Origin of the sequence: Nitratidesulfovibrio sp. SRB-5 (assembly GCF_019931275.1) — a bacterium.
Classification (GTDB): Bacteria; Desulfobacterota; Desulfovibrionia; order Desulfovibrionales; family Desulfovibrionaceae; genus Cupidesulfovibrio.
Genome location: NZ_JAIOTY010000001.1, coordinates 1,429,780 through 1,454,625, shown reverse-complemented (window position 1 = coordinate 1,454,625; position 24,846 = coordinate 1,429,780). Strand labels below are relative to the sequence as shown.

22 protein-coding genes and 2 tRNA genes are annotated in these 24,846 nt (G+C 65.5%); 12 read left to right on the top strand and 12 right to left on the bottom strand.

All coding sequences use genetic code 11. From position 1 onward, the window contains the following. Positions 1 to 219: 219 nt before the first annotated feature. Together K6142_RS05930 and hrpB are read right to left on the bottom strand one after the other, a co-directional pair. A complete protein-coding gene (locus tag K6142_RS05930) occupies positions 220 to 909 on the bottom strand; it encodes a hypothetical protein (RefSeq protein WP_190243911.1) in 690 nt (229 codons plus the stop codon). A 296-nt stretch (positions 910 to 1,205) separates the two neighbouring features. Beyond that, the gene (gene hrpB / locus K6142_RS05925; protein ID WP_411722694.1) at positions 1,206 to 4,052 is read right to left on the bottom strand and encodes an ATP-dependent helicase HrpB; all 2,847 of its coding nucleotides are present in this window, start codon (positions 4,050 to 4,052) and stop codon (positions 1,206 to 1,208) included. Between the two features lie 514 nt (positions 4,053 to 4,566). On the opposite strand from hrpB, the gene K6142_RS05920 reads away from it, so the two are divergent. The 5 genes from K6142_RS05920 to K6142_RS05900 all read left to right on the top strand — a co-directional run bounded on the left by K6142_RS05920 (position 4,567) and on the right by K6142_RS05900 (position 8,603). Then, a complete protein-coding gene (locus K6142_RS05920; protein WP_190245470.1) occupies positions 4,567 to 4,803 on the top strand; it encodes a hypothetical protein in 237 nt (78 codons plus the stop codon). Between the two features lie 197 nt (positions 4,804 to 5,000). After that, positions 5,001 to 5,405 (top strand): hypothetical protein, encoded by a 405-nt coding sequence (locus K6142_RS05915; protein ID WP_190245469.1) that lies wholly within the window; start codon positions 5,001 to 5,003, stop codon positions 5,403 to 5,405. 212 nt (positions 5,406 to 5,617) lie between these two features. Next, positions 5,618 to 6,472 carry a formyltetrahydrofolate deformylase gene (gene purU / locus K6142_RS05910; protein ID WP_012611344.1) on the top strand — a complete coding sequence of 285 codons (855 nt, stop codon included), beginning with the start codon at positions 5,618 to 5,620 and terminating at the stop codon, positions 6,470 to 6,472. Positions 6,473 to 6,850: 378 nt separating this feature from the next. After that, positions 6,851 to 7,834: a class II fructose-bisphosphatase gene (gene glpX / locus K6142_RS05905; protein ID WP_012611343.1), complete on the top strand. Its 984-nt coding sequence runs from the start codon at positions 6,851 to 6,853 to the stop codon at positions 7,832 to 7,834. Positions 7,835 to 8,129: 295 nt separating this feature from the next. After that, positions 8,130 to 8,603 carry a hypothetical protein gene (locus K6142_RS05900; protein WP_190245468.1) on the top strand — a complete coding sequence of 158 codons (474 nt, stop codon included), beginning with the start codon at positions 8,130 to 8,132 and terminating at the stop codon, positions 8,601 to 8,603. A gap of 174 nt (positions 8,604 to 8,777) precedes the next feature. On the opposite strand, the gene K6142_RS05895 is transcribed toward K6142_RS05900, so the two are convergent. From K6142_RS05895 to K6142_RS05880, 4 genes are all read right to left on the bottom strand, one after another. Next, complete coding sequence (locus tag K6142_RS05895; RefSeq protein ID WP_190245467.1) at positions 8,778 to 9,125, bottom strand: cytoplasmic protein; 348 nt, start codon at positions 9,123 to 9,125, stop codon at positions 8,778 to 8,780. 84 nt (positions 9,126 to 9,209) lie between these two features. Next, on the bottom strand, positions 9,210 to 10,061 hold the full coding sequence (locus K6142_RS05890) for a 2-oxoacid:ferredoxin oxidoreductase subunit beta (RefSeq protein WP_190245466.1): 852 nt from the start codon (positions 10,059 to 10,061) through the stop codon (positions 9,210 to 9,212). Positions 10,062 to 10,118: 57 nt separating this feature from the next. Further along, positions 10,119 to 11,810 (bottom strand): 2-oxoacid:acceptor oxidoreductase subunit alpha, encoded by a 1,692-nt coding sequence (locus tag K6142_RS05885; RefSeq protein WP_190245465.1) that lies wholly within the window; start codon positions 11,808 to 11,810, stop codon positions 10,119 to 10,121. A gap of 132 nt (positions 11,811 to 11,942) precedes the next feature. After that, positions 11,943 to 12,458, bottom strand: coding sequence for a ferritin (locus K6142_RS05880; protein ID WP_190245464.1), 516 nt, complete (start codon positions 12,456 to 12,458; stop codon positions 11,943 to 11,945). Positions 12,459 to 12,691: 233 nt separating this feature from the next. Between K6142_RS05880 and K6142_RS05875 the strand changes: the two genes are divergently transcribed. Further along, positions 12,692 to 12,910, top strand: a complete 219-nt coding sequence (locus tag K6142_RS05875; protein ID WP_190245463.1) for a dual CXXC motif small (seleno)protein — start codon at positions 12,692 to 12,694, stop codon at positions 12,908 to 12,910. Between the two features lie 254 nt (positions 12,911 to 13,164). Here the strand turns inward: K6142_RS05875 and K6142_RS05870 are convergent, their stop codons facing one another. Continuing rightward, entirely contained in the window at positions 13,165 to 13,875 is a 711-nt protein-coding gene (locus K6142_RS05870) for a phosphoadenosine phosphosulfate reductase family protein (RefSeq protein ID WP_190245462.1), read from the bottom strand. A gap of 374 nt (positions 13,876 to 14,249) precedes the next feature. Between K6142_RS05870 and K6142_RS05865 the strand changes: the two genes are divergently transcribed. The 6 genes from K6142_RS05865 to K6142_RS05840 all read left to right on the top strand — a co-directional run bounded on the left by K6142_RS05865 (position 14,250) and on the right by K6142_RS05840 (position 19,478). Next, positions 14,250 to 14,326: transfer RNA gene (locus K6142_RS05865), tRNA-Arg, on the top strand. Positions 14,327 to 14,386: 60 nt separating this feature from the next. Continuing rightward, positions 14,387 to 14,463: transfer RNA gene (locus tag K6142_RS05860), tRNA-Arg, on the top strand. 237 nt (positions 14,464 to 14,700) lie between these two features. Next, positions 14,701 to 15,870, top strand: a complete 1,170-nt coding sequence (locus tag K6142_RS05855) for a hypothetical protein (RefSeq protein WP_190245461.1) — start codon at positions 14,701 to 14,703, stop codon at positions 15,868 to 15,870. Between the two features lie 6 nt (positions 15,871 to 15,876). Then, on the top strand, positions 15,877 to 16,989 hold the full coding sequence (locus K6142_RS05850) for a hypothetical protein (RefSeq protein WP_190245460.1): 1,113 nt from the start codon (positions 15,877 to 15,879) through the stop codon (positions 16,987 to 16,989). A 505-nt stretch (positions 16,990 to 17,494) separates the two neighbouring features. After that, positions 17,495 to 18,355, top strand: a complete 861-nt coding sequence (locus K6142_RS05845; protein WP_190245459.1) for a substrate-binding periplasmic protein — start codon at positions 17,495 to 17,497, stop codon at positions 18,353 to 18,355. A gap of 271 nt (positions 18,356 to 18,626) precedes the next feature. Next, positions 18,627 to 19,478, top strand: coding sequence for a substrate-binding periplasmic protein (locus K6142_RS05840; protein ID WP_190245458.1), 852 nt, complete (start codon positions 18,627 to 18,629; stop codon positions 19,476 to 19,478). Positions 19,479 to 19,820: 342 nt separating this feature from the next. Here K6142_RS05840 and K6142_RS05835 read toward each other — a convergent pair whose 3' ends face one another. The 5 genes from K6142_RS05835 to miaA all read right to left on the bottom strand — a co-directional run bounded on the left by K6142_RS05835 (position 19,821) and on the right by miaA (position 24,529). Continuing rightward, positions 19,821 to 20,330: an OmpH family outer membrane protein gene (locus K6142_RS05835; RefSeq protein WP_012611333.1), complete on the bottom strand. Its 510-nt coding sequence runs from the start codon at positions 20,328 to 20,330 to the stop codon at positions 19,821 to 19,823. Between the two features lie 166 nt (positions 20,331 to 20,496). Beyond that, positions 20,497 to 21,786: a transglycosylase SLT domain-containing protein gene (locus tag K6142_RS05830; RefSeq protein WP_190245457.1), complete on the bottom strand. Its 1,290-nt coding sequence runs from the start codon at positions 21,784 to 21,786 to the stop codon at positions 20,497 to 20,499. A 495-nt stretch (positions 21,787 to 22,281) separates the two neighbouring features. After that, positions 22,282 to 22,806 (bottom strand): DUF6691 family protein, encoded by a 525-nt coding sequence (locus K6142_RS05825; protein WP_190245456.1) that lies wholly within the window; start codon positions 22,804 to 22,806, stop codon positions 22,282 to 22,284. 2 nt (positions 22,807 to 22,808) lie between these two features. Further along, positions 22,809 to 23,339: a YeeE/YedE thiosulfate transporter family protein gene (locus K6142_RS05820; RefSeq protein WP_012611330.1), complete on the bottom strand. Its 531-nt coding sequence runs from the start codon at positions 23,337 to 23,339 to the stop codon at positions 22,809 to 22,811. A 161-nt stretch (positions 23,340 to 23,500) separates the two neighbouring features. Beyond that, positions 23,501 to 24,529, bottom strand: coding sequence for a tRNA (adenosine(37)-N6)-dimethylallyltransferase MiaA (gene miaA / locus K6142_RS05815; protein WP_223380791.1), 1,029 nt, complete (start codon positions 24,527 to 24,529; stop codon positions 23,501 to 23,503). Positions 24,530 to 24,846: the final 317 nt, after the last annotated feature.

The window sequence follows — 24,846 nt, the reverse complement described above, 5'->3', positions numbered from 1 at the left end:
ACTTCCCACCTTTCGGCAGAAGTTGCAAACAGCGCAATGCAAAGGCCGGGGGTTACATGGCCCCACGCCGGTGTACGCGGCTGTGGCGCCTGGCCGGGCAGGGGGTATCCCCTCTCCGGCCCTCCGTGGCCCGGCCAGAACCTGCCCCGTTCGGCCCGGCCCGGAGCAGGTTCTGGCCGGACCGTATCCGGTCCCGCGCCTTTCACCCGGTGCCAGCCGCTACGGCTTCATGTCGAGCTTCCTGGTCTGCCCGCCGGACACGGAAACCCGCTGCATCAACCCGACGCCCTGCGGCTTCTTGTCCTCGGTCAGCCAGGTGAACCCGGTGACGATGAAGAACTGCCCGTCGGCAATGTCCTTGAAGACGAAGGTGCCGCTATCGGTGCACACCGTCTGGGGATGGTCGGCAAGGTAGCGCGGGTCGTCGTTGGTGATGACCGGCGGCGGCGCCGCGCCCTGCCCCAGGCGCAGGACGCCCTTGTCGTCGCTGCCGTAGATGGCGAACATGCGTTCATCGGAATACGCCGTCACCGGCACCAGCGTCACCGGCTTGCCCGCGCAGGTGGCCACCTCGCCGCCGGGCGTTCTGGCCGAGGCGGTGCCCCGAATGGTGTTCTTGCCGGGGGCCAGCTTGCGGCGCGCCTCCTTGGAATCATAGGGCGTGCTCAGGGTGACGGTGCGGGGGCGCTGCGGCTCGGCCTGTTGGGGCGCGGGTCGCGCCTCTTGCGTGGAGCCACCGGGAAAGCCGGTGATGGACCGCTTGGGGCCGCAACCGGTCGTCAGCAGTGCCGCCAGCAGGCTCGCCAGCAACAGGACCGGCAGCGAAATCGGCAGCGGCGTCGGAAAAAATGCGGACCTGCGGGCTGGCCCTGCTTCTGAAGCAGACCGCGCGCGGCGTTGATGCGTCATCTCGTGTGTCTCCTTTCTTCGGGCGATAGCAGACCCGCGCCGGTCTGGGCAACCATGGCAACGTTGACCAACCCTGGGCAACTGCGCACGATACGGGACAACCGGCGGCATCGGGCATATCCGAAGGCAACCGAAGGCAACCGGGGCGCAACCGCAAGGCAACAGGGGCGCAACCGCAAGGCGCCTGCGGACACAAGGACGGCGCCAGCCGACCAGCTGTGGCAAGACGACGCCAGCCGACCAGCTGTGGCAAGACGTCGCCAGCCGACCGGTTGCGGCCGGACGGCGGGCCGCCCTCAGCGGGTGCGCCCCCCGCCCCTGCCACCGTCATTTCCGCTGCCCTGCGGCGTTGCTCCCGCAGTGGCCGCCTGCTGCATGCGCCGCGTGGTCAGCCGGGTGGGCGGTGCCGCCAGGGGGTCTTCCGGCCAGGGGTGCTTGGGGTAGCGGCCCCGCATCTCGGCCCGTACCGCAGGGTATCCGGTGCGCCAGAACCCGGCCAGGTCGCGCGTGACCTGCAAGGGCCGCCCGGCGGGCGACAGCAGGTGCACCACCAGCGGCACGCGCCCCCCGGCGACGCGGGGTGTTTCGCCCGCGCCGAACATTTCCTGCAACTTCACCGCCAGCACCGGACCGCCTTCCGCCGCGTAGTCCACCAGCACCTGCGAGCCGGACGGCACCTCGATGCGCTCCGGGGCCTCGGCGTCCAGCCGCCGCGTCAGTTCCCACGGCAGCAGGGCCGCCAGCGCGCCCGCAAGGTCGATGCGCGCGAACTGCGCGCGCCGGGTGATGCCGGACAGGTACGGGGCCAGCCAGTGCTCCAGCCCGGCCAGCAGGGCCCCTTCGGACACATCCGGCCAGATGGAATCGTCCGGACAGGTAAATTCGTCCGGGCAGGCAGACTTGTCCGGGCGGGCAGACCCGTCCGGACGGGGGGGCATGCGCTGTGCATCTTCCGCAATCCGGCCCGTCCCGCCCGCGTCCAGCCCGCGCAGCAAGGCCACCCGCGCGCGCCATTGTTCCAGTTCCGGCGTCCACGGCAGGCAATGCAGCCCGATGGACCGGATGCCCGCCACCACCGCCGCCGTGACCTCCTCCGGGTCCGCCGCGTCGTGGGGGGTGTCGTCCAGCACCAGCGCGCCCAGCCGCCGCTGCCGCCGCGCGGCCACGGCCTCGGTCCGGGCGTCCCAGACCACGAAGGCCCCCTCGGCAATGGAAGCGCCAAAAGCCTCCTCGATGTGCTCCCGCGCCAACGGCGCGCAACGGCGGATGCGCCCGCGCGCCGCATCGCCGTCCATGTCGCCCACGGCCAGAAAAGCTTCGCGCGACAGCGGGTCTTCCGGCGGCAGATAGGCCCCGCGCCCGCAGGCCAGGCGGAACTGCCCCTGCCCCCGCCCCTCGGCCACCCGGTCCGGATAGGCCAGGGCCAGCACCTCGCCCGCAGCTTCCGGGTCGGGCCGCGTGCACGGACGCGCTCCCTTGCCCTTGCCTGCGGCGGCATCAATATCCACCCCCGCCAGCCGAGCCACCTGCCGGGCCGCCTCGCGCAAGCGGACAACCATGGGGCCACCGCCCGCGTTGCCCGTCCTGCGGCCATCACCGGCCAGCAGGGCCACCCGCAGCCGCAGGTCCGCACCCGCGTCGCGCAACGGGTCGCGTTCCTCCAGCAGTGCCGCCACGCAGCAGGCCGTGGCGCCAAGCCCCAGTTCTTCGGCCCGCACCACCATGTGCGCCAGGCGCGGATGCAGCGGCAACACGGCCACCCGCCTGCCGTGCGGCGTGATGCGCCCTGCCCCGTCCAGCGCGCCCAGCAGGATCAGCAGTTCGCGCGCCTGGGCCAGGTTGGCCTGCGGCGGTTCATCCAGCCAGCGCAGGGCCGAGGCATCCGGCACGCCCCACAGGGCCAGTTCCAGCAGCAGCGGGGCAAGGTCGGCATCCAGAATTTCCGGGCGGGCAAAGGGGCGCAACGCGGCCTCCTCCCCTTCGCGCCACAGCCGCCAGCAGGTGCCCGGCTCCGTGCGCCCGGCACGGCCCCGGCGCTGGTCCGCCCCGGCCAGCGAGACCCGTTCCGTCACCAATCGCGACATGCCGGAACGCGGGTCGAAGCGCGGCACCCGCGCCAGCCCGGCGTCGATGACCACACGCACGCCGTCGATGGTCAGGCTGGTCTCTGCAATGGCCGTGGCCAGCACCACCTTGCGCGTGCCGGGCGGCGCGGGTGCGATGGCCGCGTCCTGAAGCTCCGGGGCCATGTCGCCATACAGGGCATGCACCGCCACCGGGCCGTGCGGGGTTGCGGACAGCCCCGCCAGCCTTTCCACCGTGCGGCGGATTTCCCCCGCCCCCGGCAGGAACACCAGCAGGCTGCCCGGCGTCTCGTGCAGGGCGCGGCGCACGGCATCGGCCACCGCGTCCTCCAGCACGCCGGGCGGGGTGGTCTCGTAGGGCAGCCAGTTGCGCACGGGCGGCAGGTGACGGGTATCCACCGGAAAGGCGCGCCCCGCGCTTTCGATCACCGGACAGCCGCCCAGCAGCGCAACCACCGGGCCGCAGTCCAGCGTGGCCGACATGACCACCAGCCGCAGGTCTGGCCGCAGCCCCTCCTGGCAATCCAGGCACAAGGCCAGGCCAAGGTCGGCATGCAGGCTGCGTTCGTGAAATTCGTCAAAGATCACGCATCCCACGTCGGCCAGTTCCGGATCGGCCTGGAGCATGCGCGTCAGCACGCCTTCGGTCACCACCTCCACGCGGGTGCGCGGCCCCACGCGGGTATCCAGCCGCATGCGGTAGCCCACGGTGTCGCCCACCGCCTCGCCCAGGGTGGCGGCCATGCGCCGGGCCGCCGCCCGCGCGGCAAGGCGCCGCGGCTCCAGCAGCACCACCTTGCGCCCAGCCAACCATGGGGCCGCCAGCAGGGCCAACGGCACGCGGGTGGTCTTGCCTGCGCCGGGCGGGGCCTGCAACACCGCGCGCGCGCCATCGGCCAGCACTCCGAGCAGGCGCGGCAAGGTGGCGTCCACCGGAAGCCGGGGCATGTCGGGCGTGCCCGGCAGTGCCGTACCGGTTGCCAGCAGGTGGATGAGCGAATGCATGGCGGGATCAGCGGGGGAATGTACCCGGGCGCGGGGCGAAAGGGATGCGGTCATGATTCCGTGGGGTTTCTGGTGTCTGCAAGGCACAACGCGCGGGCGAACACGCCGCGCGCGGGCACCCGTCCGCAGTCAGGCTATGGAAAAGCGCCCGTGATGGCAACGTACACGCCACAACAAGCCGCATGGCGTGCTGCGTCGCACGGTCGGGAATATCCGAAGGCCCTTTCCGCATGGCGGCATGCACGGCGTGGCTCCACGCCGCAGCGCAACAGCAGTTCCCGCATCTACCCCTGCGCAACATGCGTCGTGCTGCATACACCACGCCATGCAGCACAAGACAAGTGCAACTTCTTACACATACAGGTTGAAAATCAAGCAAGAAATTTGAACCGTACAGCCACCCGCACCGCAATCAACCCGTCCTTCATCTTGATCTTTCTTGCGGGATCATTCCCGTTTTCATCCGTGTACAGCCGCCATGGCGCAAGGTCTTGAGATTTTCTAGTTGACTTTTACAGCCATGAGCGCAGAGAAGGCGCAAACAATCCCTTGCAGGAGGCTGCATACCATGAAGACCCTGACCAAAGCCCTTCTCGCCGCCCTGTGCGTGTCGTTTCTGGCCCTGCCCGCCGTCGGCCAAGCCGCCCCGGCGAAGAAGCCCCAGACCATCGAAGCTCAGCAGGTGCAGAAGAAGAAGGCCACCAAGAAGGTGGCCGTGAAAAAGAAGAACACCCAGCAGGCCGCCAAGAAGCAGACCAAGGTCGCCAAGGCGACCAAGAAGACCAACAAGTACCAGAATCAGTAGGGCCGCACGGGGCCGGGCGCACAGCCCGGCCCCGTCCCTTTTCCTTCGCCCGTCCCCCGGCTGCGGTTTGCGCCCAACGGTTTGCGCCCAACGGTTTGCGCCGATGGACGGCATGTGCTTGTCCTTTGCCGACAAATGACGCACAATGCCGCATCCACGTCCACCATCGCAGACCCTTGCCGGTCGGGAGGTGCGCCATGTCACGCCGCCGCTTCAGCACCCTGAATGAATTCGCGGAATTCCTGAACCGCAAGTGCATGCCCATGCACGAGGCCATCCGCTGCATCGACGACTTCGACGCCCTGCGCGAGGCCGTGGACGCCCTGCGCGCGCGCATGCCCTCCATCGGGTTCTTCTCGCCCCGGCGGCGCGTGCAGTGCTTCTATGCCGTGTGCCGCCAGCTGGACGGCTTCATCGAAAAGGGACGCCTGACCATTGACGACGCCCTGATGGCGCTGAACATGCTGGGCTTCGAATCGGGCCGGTTCCGCAAGGCGGCGCGCATGTTCCGCCGCTGCTGGGCCCGCCGCCGCGAAGGCGACCGCGACAGCCTGCCCCAGGTCACCCGCTTCTACATGGACGGCATCGGCACCTGCCTGTAGGCCCGTCGCCCCGCCTTCCCTTCCCTGCCCCGTCACTGTCCCGCCACTGCCGCGCCACTTCAGCGCAGCCGGGCGCGCCCCTTCAATCCTGTTGAAGCGCGCGCCGTTCTGTCGTAAGGCAACCCATCACACCACATGACCAGCCACCACAGCCGCAGGAGACCAAACCGCATCGCGCCCGCCTGCCGGGCCACGCCGCACAAGGACCACGCATGGCCTCTCCGTACATCCTGACCATCTCCTGCCCCGACCGCATCGGCATCGTGGCCACCGTTTCCACCTTTCTTGCCGTGCAGCGCTGCAACATTCTGGACAGCGCCCAGTTCGGCGACCGCGAAAGCAAGCGCTTCTTCCTGCGCATCCATTTCGAAATGCCCGACGACGGGCCTGGCCGTCCTGAACTGGAGCGGCTGTTCGCTGGCGTGGCCGCCACCTTCGACATGGAGTGGCAGTTGATCGACGCGGGCAGCACCGCGCGTATCCTGGTGCTGGTTTCACGCTTCGGGCATTGCCTGAACGACATCATGTTCCGCTGCGAGACGGGCGCGCTGAACGCCACCATCCCGGCCATCGTGTCGAACCACCAGGATTTCCAGCGCATCGCCGAGATGCACGACATTCCCTTCCACTACCTGCCCATTTCCAAGGAAAACAAGGCAGAGCAGGAAGAACGCATCGCCAGGATCATCGAGGAGCAGTCCATCGACCTGGTGGTGCTGGCCCGGTACATGCAAATCCTTTCGCCGGGGTTCTGCGCCCGGTTCAAGGGGCGGGTGATCAACATCCACCACTCCTTCCTGCCCAGCTTCAAGGGGGCCTCTCCCTATCACCAGGCCTTTGCGCGCGGGGTGAAGCTGATCGGCGCCACCGCCCACTACGTGACCGAAAACCTGGACGAAGGCCCGATCATCGAGCAGGAAGTGGCGCGGGTGGACCATTCGCACATGCCCGACGACCTGGTGGCCGTGGGCCGCGACGTGGAATGCCTGGCCCTGGCGCGGGCGGTGCGCTTTCACATCGAACACCGGGTGCTGCTGAATGGCAGCAAGACCGTGGTCTTCCGCTAGGGCCGCTTCCAGAAACAGCCCCGGAGCAGGTCTCTTGCCCCCCGTACGCACCGCGCCCGGAAGCTTCGGCTTTCCGGGCGCGTTTCCGTTGGCGATTCCTGCTCGCTCCCGCTGATTGCGCCCTGCCTGCATGGCCCCGCGCCGGTCACCGCCGCACCCCGTCTCGCAACGCCCCGTGTTTTGTCTTGAAGCCGCAAGGGGCCTGCGCTAGAGTCCCCACCGGACGCACGGCGCGCACTCTTCGTCGCCCTGCCGGGCCGCCCCTCCGACCGCCGGAGGCAGCCCGCGCCCGCGCCCCGCACGGCCTTGTGCCGCACGGGTTCACGCGGCGCGTCGCGTTTCCGAAGCAAGAAGCACCACCCCACTGGAGGACCGTTGATGGAAGCCCCGCAAAAGAATCTCGCCCTCGATCTCGTGCGCGTCACCGAAGCCGCCGCGCTGGCATCCGCCCGCTGGCTGGGCAAGGGCAACAACGACGCGGGCGACGGCGCTGCCGTTGACGCCATGCGCCTGTCCTTCAATTCGCTGAACGTGGCCGGCCACGTTATCATCGGCGAAGGCGAGAAGGACCACGCCCCCATGCTGCACAACGGCGAAAAGGTGGGCACCGGTCGCGGCCCGGCCATCGACGTGGCCGTGGACCCCGTGGAAGGCACCAAGCTGCTGGCCTATGGCCGCCCCAACGCCATTTCCGTGGTGGGCGTGGCCCCTGCGGGCACCATGTACAACCCCGGCCCCAGCTTTTACATGCAGAAGCTGGTGGTGGGCCCCGCCGCGCGCGACGTCATCGACATCGACGCCCCGGTGAAGGAAAATCTTCAGAAGATCGCGAAAGCGCTGGGCAAGGACGTGGACGACCTGGTGGTCTTCGTTCTGGACAAGCCGCGCCACGAAAAGCTCATCCAGCGCATCCGCGAATCGGGCGCGCGCATCCAGCTGCACACCGACGGCGACGTGGCCGGTGCGCTGATGGCCGTTGACCCGCGCTCGGAAGTGGACGTGATGATGGGCACCGGCGGCACCCCCGAGGGCGTGCTGGCGGCCTGCGCCATCAAGGGCGTGGGCGGCCAGATGCTGGCCCGCCTGGACCCGCAGTCCTACCCCGAAAAGGAAGCCCTGCACGACGCTGGCCTTGACCTGCGCGAAATCCACACCGTGGATACCCTGGTGCGCAGCGACGAGGTGTTCTTTGCCGCCACGGGCATTTCCGGCGGCACCTTCCTGCGCGGGGTGCAGTACACGGGCGTGGGCGCCATCACCCATTCGGTGGTCATTCGCGGCAAGACCGGCACCATCCGCTACATCGAATCGTACCACAACTGGGACCGCCTGATGAAGATCAGCTCGGTGAAGTACGACTAGACCCGGCGCATGGCGCATGCCGTCGCCTTGCGGCGGTTTCGCAACCCCGGATTCCTGCATTCACTGGCCGGTGCGGCAACGCACCGGCCATTTCGTTCCCGCGCCCCGTTTTGAACGGACGGCCCCGCGCTCCGCCAGCATGCGCGGCGCACGTCGGAATTCCCCGTATCGTACGGGCTCTGCCGGGCTTCCCTTTCGCCGTCCCCGCCTGTAGACAGACAGGTGCATCCGGGACGTGTCCGGTTCATCCACCATCACGCCCCGCCCCTACCGCAACCAAAGGATTTCCATGTTCATGCCTGCATCCCGCCTTGCCGCGCTGCGCCGCGCCTTGGGCCTGGCCGCGCCCCTTGCCTGCATCTGCCTCGTGCTGCTTCTGCTGGCCGTGCCGCAGGCCCGCGCGGCGGGGTTCTACGACCAGCCCCCCTTCGACAACGCCGAACTGGCCCGCTTCATCGACGACTTTCCCCGCTTCCGCGACTGGGCCAAGCGGACAGGCGAAGCCCCCCACCCCTCCGTGGGCGCGGACGGCCTGCCAGGCTTCGAATACTCCGCCGCCGCGACGGCGGAACTGGACCGCATGGGCTGGAAGCCGGAACGGTTCTTCTGCATCATGGGCCGCTCGGCGGCGGCGCTGGCCGACATAGAGGAAGGCGACGCGCTGGCGGGCGCCAACCGCCCCGCCGACATGCCGCAGGTGGCCCCGGCGGAAACCGAACTGGTGCGCCGCCAGCTGGCCTCGCTGCTGCGGGCCGTGATGGGCGAATAGCGGACGCCGCGCCGCCTCTCCCGTTCGACGCTCCCCTCCCGCCCCCCTGCCTTCGCGACAACGCACCGCGCCCCGCCGGAACACCATCCGACGGGGCGCATCGCGTGTGCGGCCCGGCTGCCCCCACAGGAAGGTCGGGCAGTCGCGCGCACCACATCCGCTTGCAATGGCGGCTTACATGGTGATTACCGTGTAGCCCCGCTCTATCCACTCGCCCATGGCCGGGTGCCCGCTCATGTCACCGATGAGCTCAAGCCCGGTGGCCTCCACCTCTTCCGCAACGCGCTGGATGGACGCACAGGCCTTGCAGGCACCGGCGAACAGCCCGGCATCGCGCGCCTTTTCGAACAGCGGACGCATGGTGTGCCCGGAGCCAGCCACCACGGGCACGGCCTTGATGGCCTGCCCCTCCACCACCACGCGCACGTCCCAGCCGCGCGCGTGCATGTCCAGCGCGTTCAGCATCACATGCACGAAACAGGGCACCTCGCCCTGAATGGCATACAGCACGACCTTGTGCATGGCTTCCCTCCCTTGCGTTTTCCGCCGGGCCGGTGGCGCATCGGCCACCAGCCCGGCGGACGAAAAGACATCCGGAAACGGCTTCTAGGTGTAGGATTGCATCAATGCCCGCAACCCGTCCCTGTCCACGGGCTGGCGGCCCAGCGGCCCCTTTTGCAGCACGGGCAGGCTGGCATCCAGCGAGGGCCTGTCGTTGCGGTAGATGACCCCGATGGGAATGCGCTCGCCGAATTCCTGCGCCACCTGCATGGCGGCGGCCCAGTCGGTGGGATCGTAGTCTTCCGGCAGTTCCTGGCAGCGCTGCTTGTACCAGCCGAAGGTGTTGACCTTGTTGAACGACACGCACGGCGAGAACAGGTCCACCAGCGCGAAGCCCTTGTGCTGGATGGCCAGCTGGATCATTTTCACCAGATGCGGGGTGTTGCCCGAGAACGAGCGCGCCACGAACGAGCACTTCATGGCCACGGCCACGGCAATGGGGTTGAACGGCGCATTGCGCACCCCGTCGGGCTGGCTCTTGGTGACCTGCCCTTCCGGGGTGGTGGGGCTGGCCTGCCCCTTGGTCAGCCCGTAGATCTGGTTGTCGTGCACCAGCAGGGTCATGTCCACGTTGCGGCGGATGGCCGCCAGAAAGTGGTTGCCGCCCTCGCCGTAGTTGCAGCCGTCGCCGCTCTGGGCAATGACGGTCAGCTCCGGGTTGCACAGCTTGATGGCCTGCGCCGGGGGCAGGCCGCGCCCGTGCAGGCCGTTGAAGCCGTTGAGGTCGATGTAGTGCGGGGCCTTGGCCGCCTGCCCGATGCCGGAAACGTGCGCCACCCTGTTGGGGGCAAGGTCCAGCCCGGCCAGCGCCTGGCGCACGGCCTTCATCACGTCGTGGTTGCCGCAGCCGGGGCACCACGCGGTCTTCTTGTATTCGCCGTAGACTTCGATATCCATGATCGCTCCTGGAAATTCGGTTGTCCGAGCCACCAGCGGGAAAAAGGCCGGGTTGCCCTAGCTGAGGCGCTCCGCAAGCCAATTGGGCGTAAAGATGCGCCCGTCATAGCGCAGCAGCGTGCGCGACACCTCGAACCCGGTCTCCTGCCGCAACAGGCGCGCGAACTGACCCGTGGCGTTGCCTTCCACGCACACCACTTCCTTCGCCGCCTGAAGGGCGGGCAGGAACTGCGCGGGGTCCAGCGGCCAGACCTGGGTGAAGCTCATGACGCCCACGCTGCGGCCCCTGGCGCGCAGCAGTTCCGCCGCCTCGGCCACCGGCCCCTCGCTGGACCCCCAGCAGACCAGCAGCAGGTCTGGCCGGGCATCGCCGGACACGCGCGGGGGGATGCACAGCGCGCGCAGACCTTCGCCCTTGCGCAGCCGCTTGTCGTTCATGGCATTGCGCAGGTCCGGGTCCTCGGTGATGTTGCCCTGCTCGGTATGCTCGTGGCAGTCGGCCAGCACCAGGGTTTCGGTAAAGCCCGGCACCTTGCGGGGCGACACGCCGCTTTCTGTCAGCTCGTACCTCTTGTAACGCTTGAACTTCGGGCCGCCGCCGGGGCCGAAGTCCGGCTCGGCCACGGGGGGCAACGCATCCAGGTCGAAGGGCACCACGGCGCGGTACGAATCGGACAGGTACTGATCGGTCAGCACGAAGACCGGCGTCTGGAAGCGCTCGGTCAGGTCGAAGGCCGCGTGGGTGAGGTGAAAGCAGTCCTCGATGGTGGCCGGGGCCAGGATGGCGCGGGGGAATTCGCCGTGGCCCGCGTACAGGGCCAGGTTCAGGTCGGCCTGTTCGGTGCGGGTGGGCAGGCCGGTGGCCGGGCCGGGCCGCTGGGCCAGCACGATGACCACCGGGGCCTCCATGACGCCCGCAAGGCTGACGCCTTCCGTCATCAGGGCAAAGCCCCCGCCGGAGGTGGGCACCAGCGCCTTGGCACCGGCATAGGTGGCCCCCAGCGCCATGTTGATGGCGGCAATCTCGTCCTCTGCCTGCTCCACCACCACGCCCAGCTTGCGCCCCTTGGTAATGAGTTCCTGCGCCACCGAGGTGGCCGGGGTCATGGGGTAGAAGGAACAGAACTTCACCCCCGCCGCCAGCGCGCCAAGGGCGATGGCCTCGTTGCCGTGCAGCATCATGCGGCCCTTGGGCCCCCTGGGCGCGGGCAGCGCGGCGCAACTGGCGCGGTGGGCTTCCGCCCATTTCCAGGCGTCGTCCAGCACCTTCATGTTCTGGCCGACCACCTCGTCGCCCTTCTTGCCGAAGGTTTCACGCACCAGCCCTTCCATGGTGGGGCGGTCCACCCCCAGCAGCGATCCCAGCACGCCCAGCGCGGCCACGTTTTCAAAGATGGGGCGCGGGGCCACATCCTTGAAGGGCACGGGCACGGCCTTGGTTCCTTCGGGGTCCAGCCCGGCGTCCAGGATGACGATGCCGCCATCGGCCAGTTCGTGCTTGTGCAGGCTGACGGTTTCCTGGTTCAGGGCCACCAGCACGTCCATGGCTTCCGCCGGGGCGGCTATGGGCGCGTCGTGCACGCGGATGCTGTAGGTGTTGTGGCCGCCGCGCACGCGGGACATGTAGTCCTGCGACACCACGACCTCATAGCCGCTGCGGATCAGGGCCCTGGTCAGCATCTGGCCGATGGTGACCAGCCCCTGACCGGCCTCGCCGCCGATGACGATGTTTCTGCCCGTGTGGCTCACGCCGCACCTCCTTGCTTGTGTGCCGTCCCGCCGTTGTGCTTCGCCGCGTGGGGCGTGCGCGGGCGGGCGTCCGGCCCAGGCATGCCCATTACGGGATGCCCGCCGGTTCGCCCGCCCGGTGTGGTTTTTGCTCTAGGCCGTTGCCGCCGCAGGCATGGTAAACACCCGCGTCGCCAGATCCTTGTCCAGCAGCAGCATGCCCTGGCCTTCGCCGTTGATGAGCCGCAGCTTGTGCAGCAGGTCGTTCACGCCGTCCTCTTCCTCCACCTGTTCGGTGACGAACCATTGCAGGAAGATGTTGGTGGCGTGGTCGCGCTCTTCGATGGCCACGTTGACCAGGTCGTTGATGCGCGCGGTGACGTGGCGTTCGTGCTCCAGCGTCTTCTGGAAGGCGTCCAGCACGCCCTCCCACGACGAGGGGGGCGCGTCGATGGGTTGCAGGATCACCCTGCCGCCGCGCTCATTGATGAAGTCGTAGAACTTCATGGCGTGGAACAGTTCTTCCTGCGCCTGCACCCGCATCCAGTTGGCGAAGCCGGAAAGGCCCATGTCCGCGAGGTAGGCGGACATGGAGAGGTACAGGTAGCTGGAATACATTTCCCATTTGACCTGATCGTTCAGGGCCTGGTTCATGCGTTCGGAAAGCATCGTGGTCTCCTTGAGTGCGAAATTGGCCGGGTGCCGGGCCGTGGGCACCGGTTCACGCAATAACCGGCAGTATTTACATAGTACACGAAGGGCGGGTTTGCGCAAGGGGAAGCGCGCGGAAAGGGATTGCCGGTACGGGCGCGATGCGGTATGCCCCGCCTGCGCGGCCAGCGCGCGGAACCGCCCCGCCGTCACCCGGGCGCCACGCCCAGGCCGTATCGCAAGGAGACCGCATGTACAGCACCAGCTATGGCTTCGGGCAACCCCGGGCCGCCCAGACCACCATTCCCTGCCGCACCTGCGGCACCGCGTTGCGCGTGGAACGCACCTGCCACGAGGTGTTCCTGCGCTGCACGACCTGCCGCACCACCCACGACGTGGGCGAATACGTGGCCCAGATGGACGAGGCCATGGAATCGTTCATGGAGAACGTGTACTGCGACCGGACGTAGCCGCTGGCCGCCACCCGGCGTGGCGCGCACGCGAAAAGGGGACGGAAACCACAGGGTTTCCGTCCCCTTTTCGCGTGCGCGGGGGCTGAGGGCAGGAACGGGAAAGACAAGTGATATGGGGGTACGGGGAAGCGGTGACGGCGGGCTGGCGCGAAAGCCTGATGCCCCGGCACGGTGGGGACGGTGGGGGCGGAACGGCGCTGCACTCACCACCGCGCGTTACCGCCAGATGCTGCTTCCGGGTCAGGATGGTTCTAGAAATAGCCCAGAGCGTGCAGCGAGGCGAGCATGGCCTCCTTGTCGGCGGCGCGACCGGCGCGCTCGCCCCCTGCACCCTGCGCACCCCGCATGCCTTCCGGCGGCAGGGTGCACGGCATGCAGCCCAGCGAGCGATAGCCCCGGTCGTACAGTTCGCAGTGGGGCAGGCCAAGCTGCATGGTGGCCGCCCACACGTCCATCTCGCTGAAGTCCAGCACCGGGTGCACGCGCAGGTGGGGCGGTTCCGCCACCGGTTCGCGCACGGGCCGGGCGGCCCTGTCGGGATGCTCGTCGCGGCGGATGCCGGTAAGCAGCACGGCCACGTCCAGTTGGCGCAGGGCACGCAGCAGCGGCGCCACCTTCAGGTCGCGGCAGCAGGCGGCCCGATCCGCCGCCACGGGATAGCCGGGGGGCACGTCCGGTCGGGCAATGTGCAGGGTCACGCCCCACTCCACCGCCAACCTGTCGCGCAGGGCCATGACTTCCGGAAACTTGCAGCCCGTGTCCAGGTTCAGGGCCAGCGGGCGCGCGCCAGATACGCCGGGTACGCCGGGCACGGCATCATGCAGCACGCCGCGCCACAGGGCGAGCGCCAGGGTGGAATCCTTGCCGCCGGTCCAGGCCACGGCCACGCGGTCCGGCCCGTGCTGGGCCAGCACCTCGCGCAGCAGTTGGCGTGCGGCGTCGATCTTGGCATCAAGGCTCATGGGTCCTCCATCCGGCAGGGCCGGAGACGGACGGTCTATCCCTTTCGCAGGGCCGGGGCAACCGTGGCCCGCAGGCGGAAGGGAAACGGCCAGTCTGCCTACAAGGGGGCTACAGGATCGCAGCCCGTGGAAGGAAAACAGCATGCCCCCTTCCTTGCCCGCCATCTCGTCCGCTCGCACCTTGCCCATCTGGCCGCATGCGCATGCATCTGCCTCATCTGCCTCATCTGCCTAATCTGCCTAATCTGCCTAATCTGGCCGCATGCGGCGCGGCATGGCGGGCAACCTGCCGCCGAGCCGGAAAAGAAGTGCATTTGCCCGCACGAAATCGCTTGACGATCCGGCCCCATCGGGCATATATGCCTTCTCTCGCTGCGCCAGTAGCCCAGCTGGATAGAGCAACAGGCTACGAACCTGTAGGTCGGAGGTTCGAATCCTTCCTGGCGCGCCAGCAAAAAATCCGGATTTGGCAGGATATTTACCAGCCTTTCCGGCAGTGTTCCGGAGACACGCGCCAGTAGCCCAGCTGGATAGAGCAACAGGCTACGAACCTGTAGGTCGGAGGTTCGAATCCTTCCTGGCGCGCCATGCATACCAGGTTGAGCAGCGACGATGTCATGCTCAATTAGCGAAAACAGGCTCTCCGCATCGCGGGGGCCTGTTTTTATTTTTGCAACGATACTCATTTCACAAAAAAAGAACAAAACGACCTTCAACATAGACATTTCTCAAAAAATATGCTCGGAGACACCGAGACAGAAAGTGTGCCCCCTTCCACCCAGGGCAGGTTGCGAGCATCCAGAAAATTAACAATGCAGGATAATTATGAAGCCCCTCTCCCTCCTTCACGACTCCCGAATCAATGCTATTAATATCTTATCGGAAATGCATGTTGGCGAATACGCCGCCATCGCTAAGGATATACTTTCAAAGAACGTTTTCCAACGACGCAGAGTCGGGTCTTCAAAAACTATCTATAGCCTTCTAAAAAACGACATTCTCAAAGAATGTGTAATTCCGCCTGTCGTTCTAGCGTTGACTTCGTCGTCATCAGAGTTTGATGCTGACAACCTCGATAGCTTCCCAGAATTCCTGCAAAGCAACAAACAACACTTGGTCATCCTGGACGGATTACAAAGAAGCCACACAATCATTGATCTCCTGTCAGATCTTGAGAAACATAACGATATCGAAACATTATCGCGAGTGCAAGAGCAAAAAATTCGTGTCGAATTTTATGTTGGGCTAAATCGCATAGGCATATTATATCGCATGCTAACTCTTAATACTGGCCAAACACCCATGTCATTGCGACACCAGATCGAAATGCTTTATACTGACTATCTCGATGCAGAGATCGATGGCATACAAATAATACGAGAATCCGACAACCTTCCAACTACTCAAATAAATCAATTACACTTCAAAGACGTTGTAGAGGGATTCAACTCCTATCTCGACAGAGACGAACTCCCCATAGAAAAATCCGACATACTTGAGAACATAAAAAGCCTAGAAATGCTTTCAAAAGAGAATCAATCAACTGACTTATTCAATGCCTACGTCAGGACATGGATGACTTTCATGCTCAAAATGCATGACCTTTGCGGCGACACAAAACTTGACAAGGAATACTTAGAAAAGAACAATACCCCTTTTGGGAAAAACGCCCTACAATTATTCAAAAAACCTCAGGCGATGTCAGGATTTGGTGCAGCTATAGGAAAAATGGTAGATCATGGTGTTATCAAAGGGTTTGATGATATTAACGCCATAATCAAAGACACACGAATTACATCGCCCACAGACTTTCTTGAAGCTGCTAACGACTCGCTTGAATGGATCAAAGTACACACAAAGAAAATCGGGAATGCACAACGCTCTTATTTCCATTATTTTTTCAGAGATCTTTTCAACAAAGACTCAGATAGCTTTCAAAACCCACTCACGGCGGCATCAAGCGCTCTTCGCAAATACCAAAGCCAAAATTTCTAAGCACACATGAAATTCACTGCAAAAGTCGACAACACCCCTGTCACCTTTACTAATTTTTCTTATTCCGCAGAGACTGGCGTATTCAGCTCTGACACCAACAACGCCATGGGGGTCCGCCTAAACATAAACACGCCTCTCAACCTAGACACTTCGTTTAACAACAAAGAGTTTAGCGTATTTCCAATAGTCAAACGCGGACTTGCAGAGAATGAAATTTTTCAGGTGTACGACAAAAGCCGAGACACACGGATAGGATGGTGCATACCCATAAATGCCTTATGCTCAACAGAGCATGACTTTGCGGCCAATACTCACTTTTTAAAATACGCACATGCGGGCATCAAACACTTATTGAATGCACCAAATGAAGATATACACACAAAACACCCACAGGTCACCGACGAAACCCCTCTATATCTTTCAGAATTTTTCGACGAATCCGTTGCGCTCTTTGTAGTCAGCAATGAAACCCTTAGAGAGACTCCATTTGACATAGGGAGATGGCTTCCTGGCCTCGCCAAATATGGTTTTTTCAAACTTACACAATTCTCACCAAAGCTCGTCAGCATAACTTGTGACACTATCACCCAAACGCACATCAGCATATCACCCATATCCAACGCGATAGATGAAATATCACAAATCTCCTCAATATACACAAATGCTCTCCCATACGAAAAGAATATCGCTTTTCAATTTTTCTATCTATATCAAACAATCGAGATGCTGATGGAGATTATTTTCAAAAACGAGCAAGGAAAATTTATCACACAGCTAATAAACGCACAGGGCGACGTACACAAAACAAAGGACTTAATACAAAATTCAGGAATCAACACGTCTGAGAAAAGGCGTCTCTGCATGCTTGCACAATCATACTGCAAATGTGAAGACACACTCCACAGCATGATTTCTCTTTGTAACAATCTCCTTAACGAGCTGGACATTGAAACAGGAACATCACTAGAAACTACACTATACCCAGTGCGAAATTTTATAGTTCATCGTTTCCGCAGTTTCCCAAATGACGCGACCGAACATCTCAAAAACGTAACAAACTGCTTTTTGGATCTTGCACACACCCTTCTTGCAAGATTTAAAATCCCCGCAGCACCGTAAAATGCCACATGCCTGTTCACGTTACCGAGCATGCTCGCACTCAATGGAAGTCAAACAGGATCTTCAACACAAGATTGTCAACCTTCAACCATTTCTTGGCTGACATGCTCTGAGGACTGCCAGGCCCGCCCGCACCTGTGCGCGCAAAGCCGGGCAAGCGGCAGAGCCCCTCCTCCAAAAAACGGAGACTGATCCCTCTTTGCGACAGCAAAAAATCTAGTTGACTGCATGACTGCGGTCTTTCCGGGTGGATAGAGGATTGGGGGAACGTTGCCCCACCCAGAGGGCCTACCACGTCACGACACACCCCCGGCATGCCGCCGGGGCGTTGCCGTCCAAGCGGCATGGTGCAATGCCGTCGCCGCAATTTCCTTGTCGCTTGACCACCCTCCCCATGCCGCCTACCATAAGGAATTACGGACATGCGGTGATCCTGCGGCACGTATCCAGACGGACCTGCCGCGTATCCCGACACACAGCCGCGTGCCACACCCGAAAGGCAGCCATGCACGCCAGCCGTTCCCATCTTGCCTTCGCGGCCACGCTCGTGTGCCTGCTGCTTCTGCCGTTGCTCCTGCCCGATCCTGCCCTGGCGGATGCGGACATCGCCACCCAGGCCAGCGCCGCCCCGCGCGAACTGGCCATCCTCGCCTTTCATCGCCCGCCCTACTACACCTTCGACCACGGCGTGGCCGGGGGCATTCTGGTGGATGCCGTGCGCCGCGTGCTGGATGCCGCGCACATTCCGTACCACGTCACGGAGATGCCGCCCAAACGCATCGTGGCGCTGTTCGAACAGGACCCCACGGCCCATGCCTGCGCGCCCGGCTGGTACCGTACCCGCGAACGCGAACAGTTCGCCCGGTTCAGCGCGCCCATCTACCGCAACCTGCCCCCGGTCGCGGTGCTGCGGGCCGACGCGGCACTCCAGTCCGGCCGGGCCAGGGGGCTTACCGGGCTGCTGGCTACCGGGCTGCGGCTCGTGCTGCGCGGCGGTTTTTCGTACGGCCCGGCCCTGGACGAGGCTCTGGCCCGCTCCCGCGCGCCGGTCTACCGCAGCACGGCAGACAACGCCGCCCTGCTCGAAATGCTGGCATCGGGCCGCTACGACATGACCCTGATGGAACAGGAAGAAGCCACCGAGTTGCTGCGCCGCTCGCCCCGACTGCTCCAGGCATTGCAACTGGTGCCGCTGACCGGACAGGATGCCCTGCCGGGCCAGCCCCAGACCCGCCACCTGATGTGCGGGCGCGGCGTGGACGAGACCACCATGCGCCGCATCGACGACGCCATCGCCGCCGTGCTGGGCGACATGCCGGGTGACCTCGCGGGTGGTCTGCCGGGAGCAGACCCCGCCGCCCCCTGAGCCGCGCGGGGCGGCTCGCGCAGGCTGCCCCACACGCCCGTTCCCCACCAGCCGTGTCCGGCGCCCCCAAACCGATGTGCCCTGTGGGACATCCCCAGCCCCCTGCCGCTCCACATGGTTCCTGAAACTCCACGCGGCTCGTTGACGCCCGCCCCCCCCCCCCCCCGGACATCCCGTGCCGCATGCGTCATGCCTAATAATCATTCTGCACCAGCCACGTTCGCGGCACCCTGCGGTCAAACTCCACGCCCAACCACAGCCAGAGGTAGCCATGGCCCCGCACCGCGTCCGGCCCCATGCCCGGCCCCGTTCCTTCTGTGCCTGCCTGCGCCCGCTGGGCATCCTGCTGCTCGTGCTGGGCGCCAGCGCCGCACCGTTGCGCCCGGTCCTTGCCACCACATCCGCCCCGGAGCCGCGCGAAATCACCGTGTACGTCTACCACCGCCCCCCGTTCTTCACGGCAACCCCGGAGAGCCAGGGCGGGGCGCTGGTGGAAATGAGCCAGATCGCGCTGGAGCGCGCAGGCCTGAAGCCTCGCCTTGTCACCAGCACCTTCACCGAAATCCTTGCCACGTTCCGTGCAGGCGCCCCCTTCGCCTGCACGCCCGGCGTCTACCGCACGCCGGAACGCGAAACATTCGCCCGCTTCGTCGGCCCCCTGTATGGTCCACTGCCACCGGTCATTGTCGTGCGTCGCACCGATGCGGGGCTTGCCGCTTCCGCCCGGTCCCTCGATTCGTTGCTGGCGGGAGGGCTGCGCGTGGTGCTGGGCGACGGGTACTGGTACGGCACCTGGCTGGCGCAGGCACTGGAGCGCACCGGCACCTCGCCCACCCGCACTCGCGATGAAAACACCCTGATGCTGCGGTCCATCGTGGACGGCACCCACGACATCTCCTTCATGAGCCATGAAGAGGCGGCCCACCTGCTGCGCACCCACCCGGACCTTGGGACAAACCTGACCTTGCGCCCGGTGCCGGGCAACCCCACCGGCGAATCGCGCTACCTGATGCTGGCGAAAGGGGTGGACGCTGCCACGGCCGCACGCATTGACACGGCCCTGCGCGAACTGGCGGAAACACCGCGCTACCGCGAACTGGTGCGGTCGCTGCGCCACGAATGACGCGGCACCCCACCGCCTTTCCGGTGGCCGTTCAGCCATGACGGATGCCCCGGCTCGTGCCGGACCATGCCGGACCATGCCGAACCGAACAGGACGGCACTGGACTAGCACTGGACTGGCACTGGACTGGCAAGACCGGGCCAAACCGGACGGAGCAGAGGGAGCAGAGGGAGCCGGACGGGGCCGGATGGGGCCGGATGGGGCAAGAGGGGGCCAAACAGAACCAGAGAAGACGCAAAAAAGGGACGCCCCGGCCTGCCGGAGCGTCCCTGTCGTTACCATGGATCGGCCGTGCGTCGGCCAGATGTGGGCATGGCGGCGTGGGCCCCATGCCCGCAAGCGCTACTGCTTGGGGGCTTCCGCCGGCTTGGCCGGGGCTTCCGCTTCCATGCGCTTGAAGTTGATGTTCAGCTTGTTCAGTTCGGCCACGATATTGCCGGTGACGTCGGCGCTGGGACCGGCGGAAAGCACGTTGTCGTTGCCCACGATGACGTCGAGGCCGTTCTTTTCGCGATAGGAATCCAGCACCTTCTGCAGGTTCTCGTTCAGGACGGAGATGACCTGCTGCTGTTCGGCGCCCATGCGCTTCTGGTAGTCGGCGAAGGCTTCCTGGAACTTGCGCTTGTTGTCGTCGCTCTGGTCCTTCTGCAGCGATTCCTGCATCTGGTTGAGCTGGTTCTGCATTTCCTCGTGCAGCGTTTCGAGGTGCTTCACCCCGGCCTTGCCCGCCTCGCTTTCCTGGTAGACGCGGGCGGTGTTCACCACGGCGATGCCGCCGGACTTGGGCTGGTTGCACCCGGCAAGCGCCACCATGGCGGCAAGGGCCAGCAGTACGAGGGCATATCTCTTCATGAACGACTCCTGTGTTCGGAACGGTTGGCCCCGCGCGGGGGCGACCACGGACTGGAATACCGTGCCCGCCGGGCATGGCGGTGCGCCAGATGGCGCAGCCAAACTCCCTTACGCCCTTTCGGTTCGCAACACAACGGCGCGAGAGGGGACGGGGCGGAAAGGCACGTCAATGCACGGATGAAAAATTCTCCAGCGAGGCAAGCACCTTGTCAACATACTTGCGAGATTCGTCGGCGGGCATGTGGCGCACCAGCTTGTCGTACACCTGTTGGGTGGTCATGGCATTGATGGCGGCCACGGCCTTGTCCCGGTCGGCATCGAACACGCGCAACAGGGCGTTGGGGCCGCCGTTGTAGGCGGCGATGACGCACAGCTCGCGGGTGGCCGGATTGGTGATGTCGGAAAAATGCCGGTTGGCCAGCAGGTGCAGGTACACCGTGCCGTAGCGGATGTTGGTGCCGGGATCGAACAGGGCGTCGCGCGGCGGCTGGCCGGGCGTGCCGTGCAGGTAGGCGTGCACTTCGCCCCCGGCGGTTTCCGGCACGATCTGCATCAGCCCCAGGGCCTGCGCCGGGCTGACCGCGTTGGGGTTGAAGCCGCTTTCGGCATGCATGATGGCCAGCACCAGACGGGGGGAAAGGTTGTAGCGCCGGGCGTAGCGGTCCACCGTATCGCGGTACTGGCGAGCGCGCAGCAGCATCTGTTCGGGCGTGGCGGCCACCAGCACCTCGCGCGAGGCGCCGCCGTACACCGGCCTGCGCACCCCGGCCACCACAGAACGGCGGGTGGCCGCACACTCCCTGGCCAGCAGGCGCGACGTTTCGCCGCGCGTCCAGCGCAGCGGCCGCCCGGCTTGGTCCAGGGCCTCGCCGTAGAAGGCGGGTTCGGCCACAAGGGTGGGGTCGCCCGCACGGCCCCCGTCCACGCGCAAGGGGTCCAGCCCCAGCAGGATCATGGGCGAGGCGTCGGCCATGGCGTCCACGGGACGATGCCCGTCCACGGTGGGCACGGCCACGCCGCCACCGGCAAAGCTGACCGAGGGAACGGAACGGGAGGGGGAGAATTCTTCCGCCGTGCGGCCAGACACGCCAGACACACCGGGCACGCCCAGCGAGGCCGCCACCGCCGCGTGCACCGAGGCTGACGGCACCACCGCCTGCGCCACGCCCGCCGTGATACCGGAAGATACCCCGCTGCCGGCCACGGCAAACACCCCGTCATCGACCACGGGAAACGCATCGTCGGGCCGGGACACGGCGGCGCGCATGCGCCACTGTTCGCCTTCCGCCACCGGACGTTCCACGGCAGGCCTGGCGCGGAGCACCCTGTCGCTCAGCGGCGCACGCACGAACGGACTGCCCGCGTCGGGCACGAACCCGGCCACCAGGCCGAGCACGCCCACCGCCAGTGCAGCCGCGGCCATAAGGCCGCCGTATGCCGTGCGTTTGCGCTTCACCCACCATCCTCCATCGTCGGCGGCGTTCGGTCCATGCGACGTGCCGGGCGCTTCGGGCGCGCCAGACATGTCGGGCACGCCCGCATCCGTTCCCGTGTTCGCACCCGTGTTCGCACCCGTGTTCGTACGGGGCACCCTGCGTTCGAAGTTCCGTGGCTGGACCATGCCCCGGCAAAAAGCAAATTCCGCGCCAAGGGGCATGTCATGCGCGCCAGCCCGGCGGCGCCCCATCCCGATGTCGGAACCGTGTCAAACCGGAAACAGGCCGAAGCGGGTACCGCAGTCGGAAACCCGACGCCGCGTTGTCCCCCAGCATAGGGGGTGACGGCCCGGCGGGCAAGCCTCACGGCCCTTTTGCCGGTAAATCCGTGGCACTGCGGACATGGGTACCCTGTTGACGCCATCAATCAGAATGCGCCCCCCTGCCCGCACAACGCCAAGGGCCGCCGCTCCCGTTGCGGAAGCGACGGCCCATCGACCATCATTTGCGCAGAACTACAGCCCCTTGCGCTCGAACCACCGGAACAGCAGCAGCGCGCCCGCCACCATCGGCACGATGACCACCCAGTGGTTCACGCCCAGCAACTGAGGCAGGGTGACCTTGCCGAAGTCGCCCCAGGTCAGCAGGGTGGCCTTCATGGCCGGGTAGGCCTCTGCATACAGGGCCGCGCCGCACAGGCTGCCCAGGATGCCCCACAGGGCGTCCCAGCGACCTTCGCCCAGCGCGCCCAGCGAGGTGCCGGGACAGTAGCCCAGCAGCCCCCAGCCAAGGCCGAAGGCCAGCCCGCCCACGACGTTGCCGCCCAGCACCAGCGGCTTCACCGAAAGTTTCGCCAGTTCCAGATCCACCAGCAGGTACACGCCCACCATGGCCACCACCACGGTGGAGAGCATGAACTTCACGATGGTCATGTCGCGCAGGCGCAGCGCGCCCAACTGCCTGTCGTGGCGCAGCACTTCGGAGCGTTGCAGGAAGATGCCGAACAGAATGCCCGTGACCAGCCCGAACGTAAGGTCCATGACTACCTCCCCCGGTACAGGATGTACGCCGTCACCAGCCCGCCCGCGAAAAAGCAGGCCAGCGCCACGAACCCGCTTGCCGCAAGCTGCAACGAGCCGCTCAGGCCATGTCCGCTGGGGCAACCGTCGGCAAGGCGCGCGCCGAACATGGCCAGCACGCCGCCGCAGAAGGCAGCCACGCCACGCCGCAGCCGCGACGGGCCGAACCGTTCCGCCCAGCCGGGCGGCACCGCCTGCCAGCGAAAGGTGCCCGAGGCCAGCGACGCCAGCAGCGCCCCCACGAATATCCCGGCCACGAACATCCACTGCCAGTCCACCTTGGGCGCTTCCTTGACGAAGTAGTCCAGCGCGGCCATGTGCTCCGGCGCAAGCACCCGCTCCACGAAGCCCGCCGAACGGACGAAGGTGGTGGACGCGCCAAAGTACTTGCCAGTCACCCACACCGAGGCCACCACCAGAAGGCCGCTCAGCGCGCCGCCCACATAGGGGCTCCACGGCTTGCGGCCCGGATTTTCCATATCCTGTGCGTTCATGACGCCTCCCTGAGGTTTGGCGCATGGTACACCACGGGTGAGTATGTGACAACTGACCCGACTGTTTTCAGTGCGCGTGGCAGCCGGACGGCTGGCGTCCGCATGGGGAAGAAGCAGGGAGGATGAATGGGGAGACTGCGATGCAGCCGGAGGGGAGCGCCCTACGCCGCTGTCTCGCCGCGCAGGAAAGCGCACGCCAGCGCAGCCATGGCGTCGAGGGCGTCCGGCCTGACCCAGTGGATGCGCTTGTCGGCTCGGAACCACGTCAGCTGCCGCTTGGCGTAGGCGCGGGTGTTGCGCAGCCACAGCAGCCGGGCCTCGGCCCAGGGCAGTTCGCCGGTGAGGTGGCGATACAGCTCGGCGCAGCCGATGCCCGACCAGCCGGGCGCGGCGGGGTCGTCGCACACGGTGCGCGCCGCGCGGGCCTCGTCCAGCGCGCCCGCCTCCAGCATCAGGTCGATGCGGCGGTCGAGCCGGGGCGTCAGTTCGTCGAGGCTCATGTCCATGCCGATGCGCAACGCCGCGTAGCGCGGTGGCGGCACGGGCCGGGCATGCCACCACGACAGGGTGTGCCCGGTGCCCTCGTGCACCTCCAGCGCGCGCACGGCGCGCTGCCGGTCGTTGGGGTGGATGCGGGCGGCGTAGTCCGGATCGATGGAGGCCAGCCGGGCATGCAGCGCAGGCGCGCCCAGCGCATCGCATTCGCGTTCCAGCCGCGCGCCGATGGCCGGATCCACGCGGGGGATGTCGGCAATGCCGTCCAGCAGGGTCTTCAGGTACAGGCCGGTACCGCCCACCAGCAAGGGCAGCAGCCCGTCTGGACGCGACGTGGCCTGATGCGACGTGGCCTGGCGCGACGTGTTGTGGCCCGGCTCTTCCCGGCAAAGTTCCTCGATGGCCGCCGTGGCCTTGTCTGTCCACACGCCCGCGCTGATCTTTTCCGTGCTGGGCAGAAAGCCATACAGCAGGTGCGGGCACACCGCGCGCTCCTCCGGCGAGGGCTGGGCGGTGATGATGGGGAAATCGCGGTAGACCTGCCGCGAATCGGCATTGACCACCCCGCCCCCGAAGGTGCGCGCCAGATGCAGCGCCGCCGCCGTCTTGCCCGCCCCCGTGGGGCCAACCAGACAGATCACGCGGATGGGGGGGGTACTGATCAACGAATCTGAGAGAGTATCGGAGAGGGACATCACGATCCCGCCCCTCGTTTTACTAGCAAACGAGGTGTCTTGTTCGCTGGCAAGGAAAACAAGGCTGCCATGAGGGAATGCCTCAACTGTTGGGCGAGCTTGCGAGCCTTACAGGTGAGGGTCGCAGCGCGTACTCTTATCGTATTCTACCGAACCACAGCCGTTGGCGAGTCTTCGAGCCTTACGGATGTGGACAGCAACGCCATGGCAGCCGAAGTTTGACCGCTCTGCGCTCGATGCCCGCAGGGCGCGCGAGCTCGCCCGACGGCCACGCTTCGCGCCCTTCGGGTGGGTCGCCAGCGGACAAAAGGGCCGTT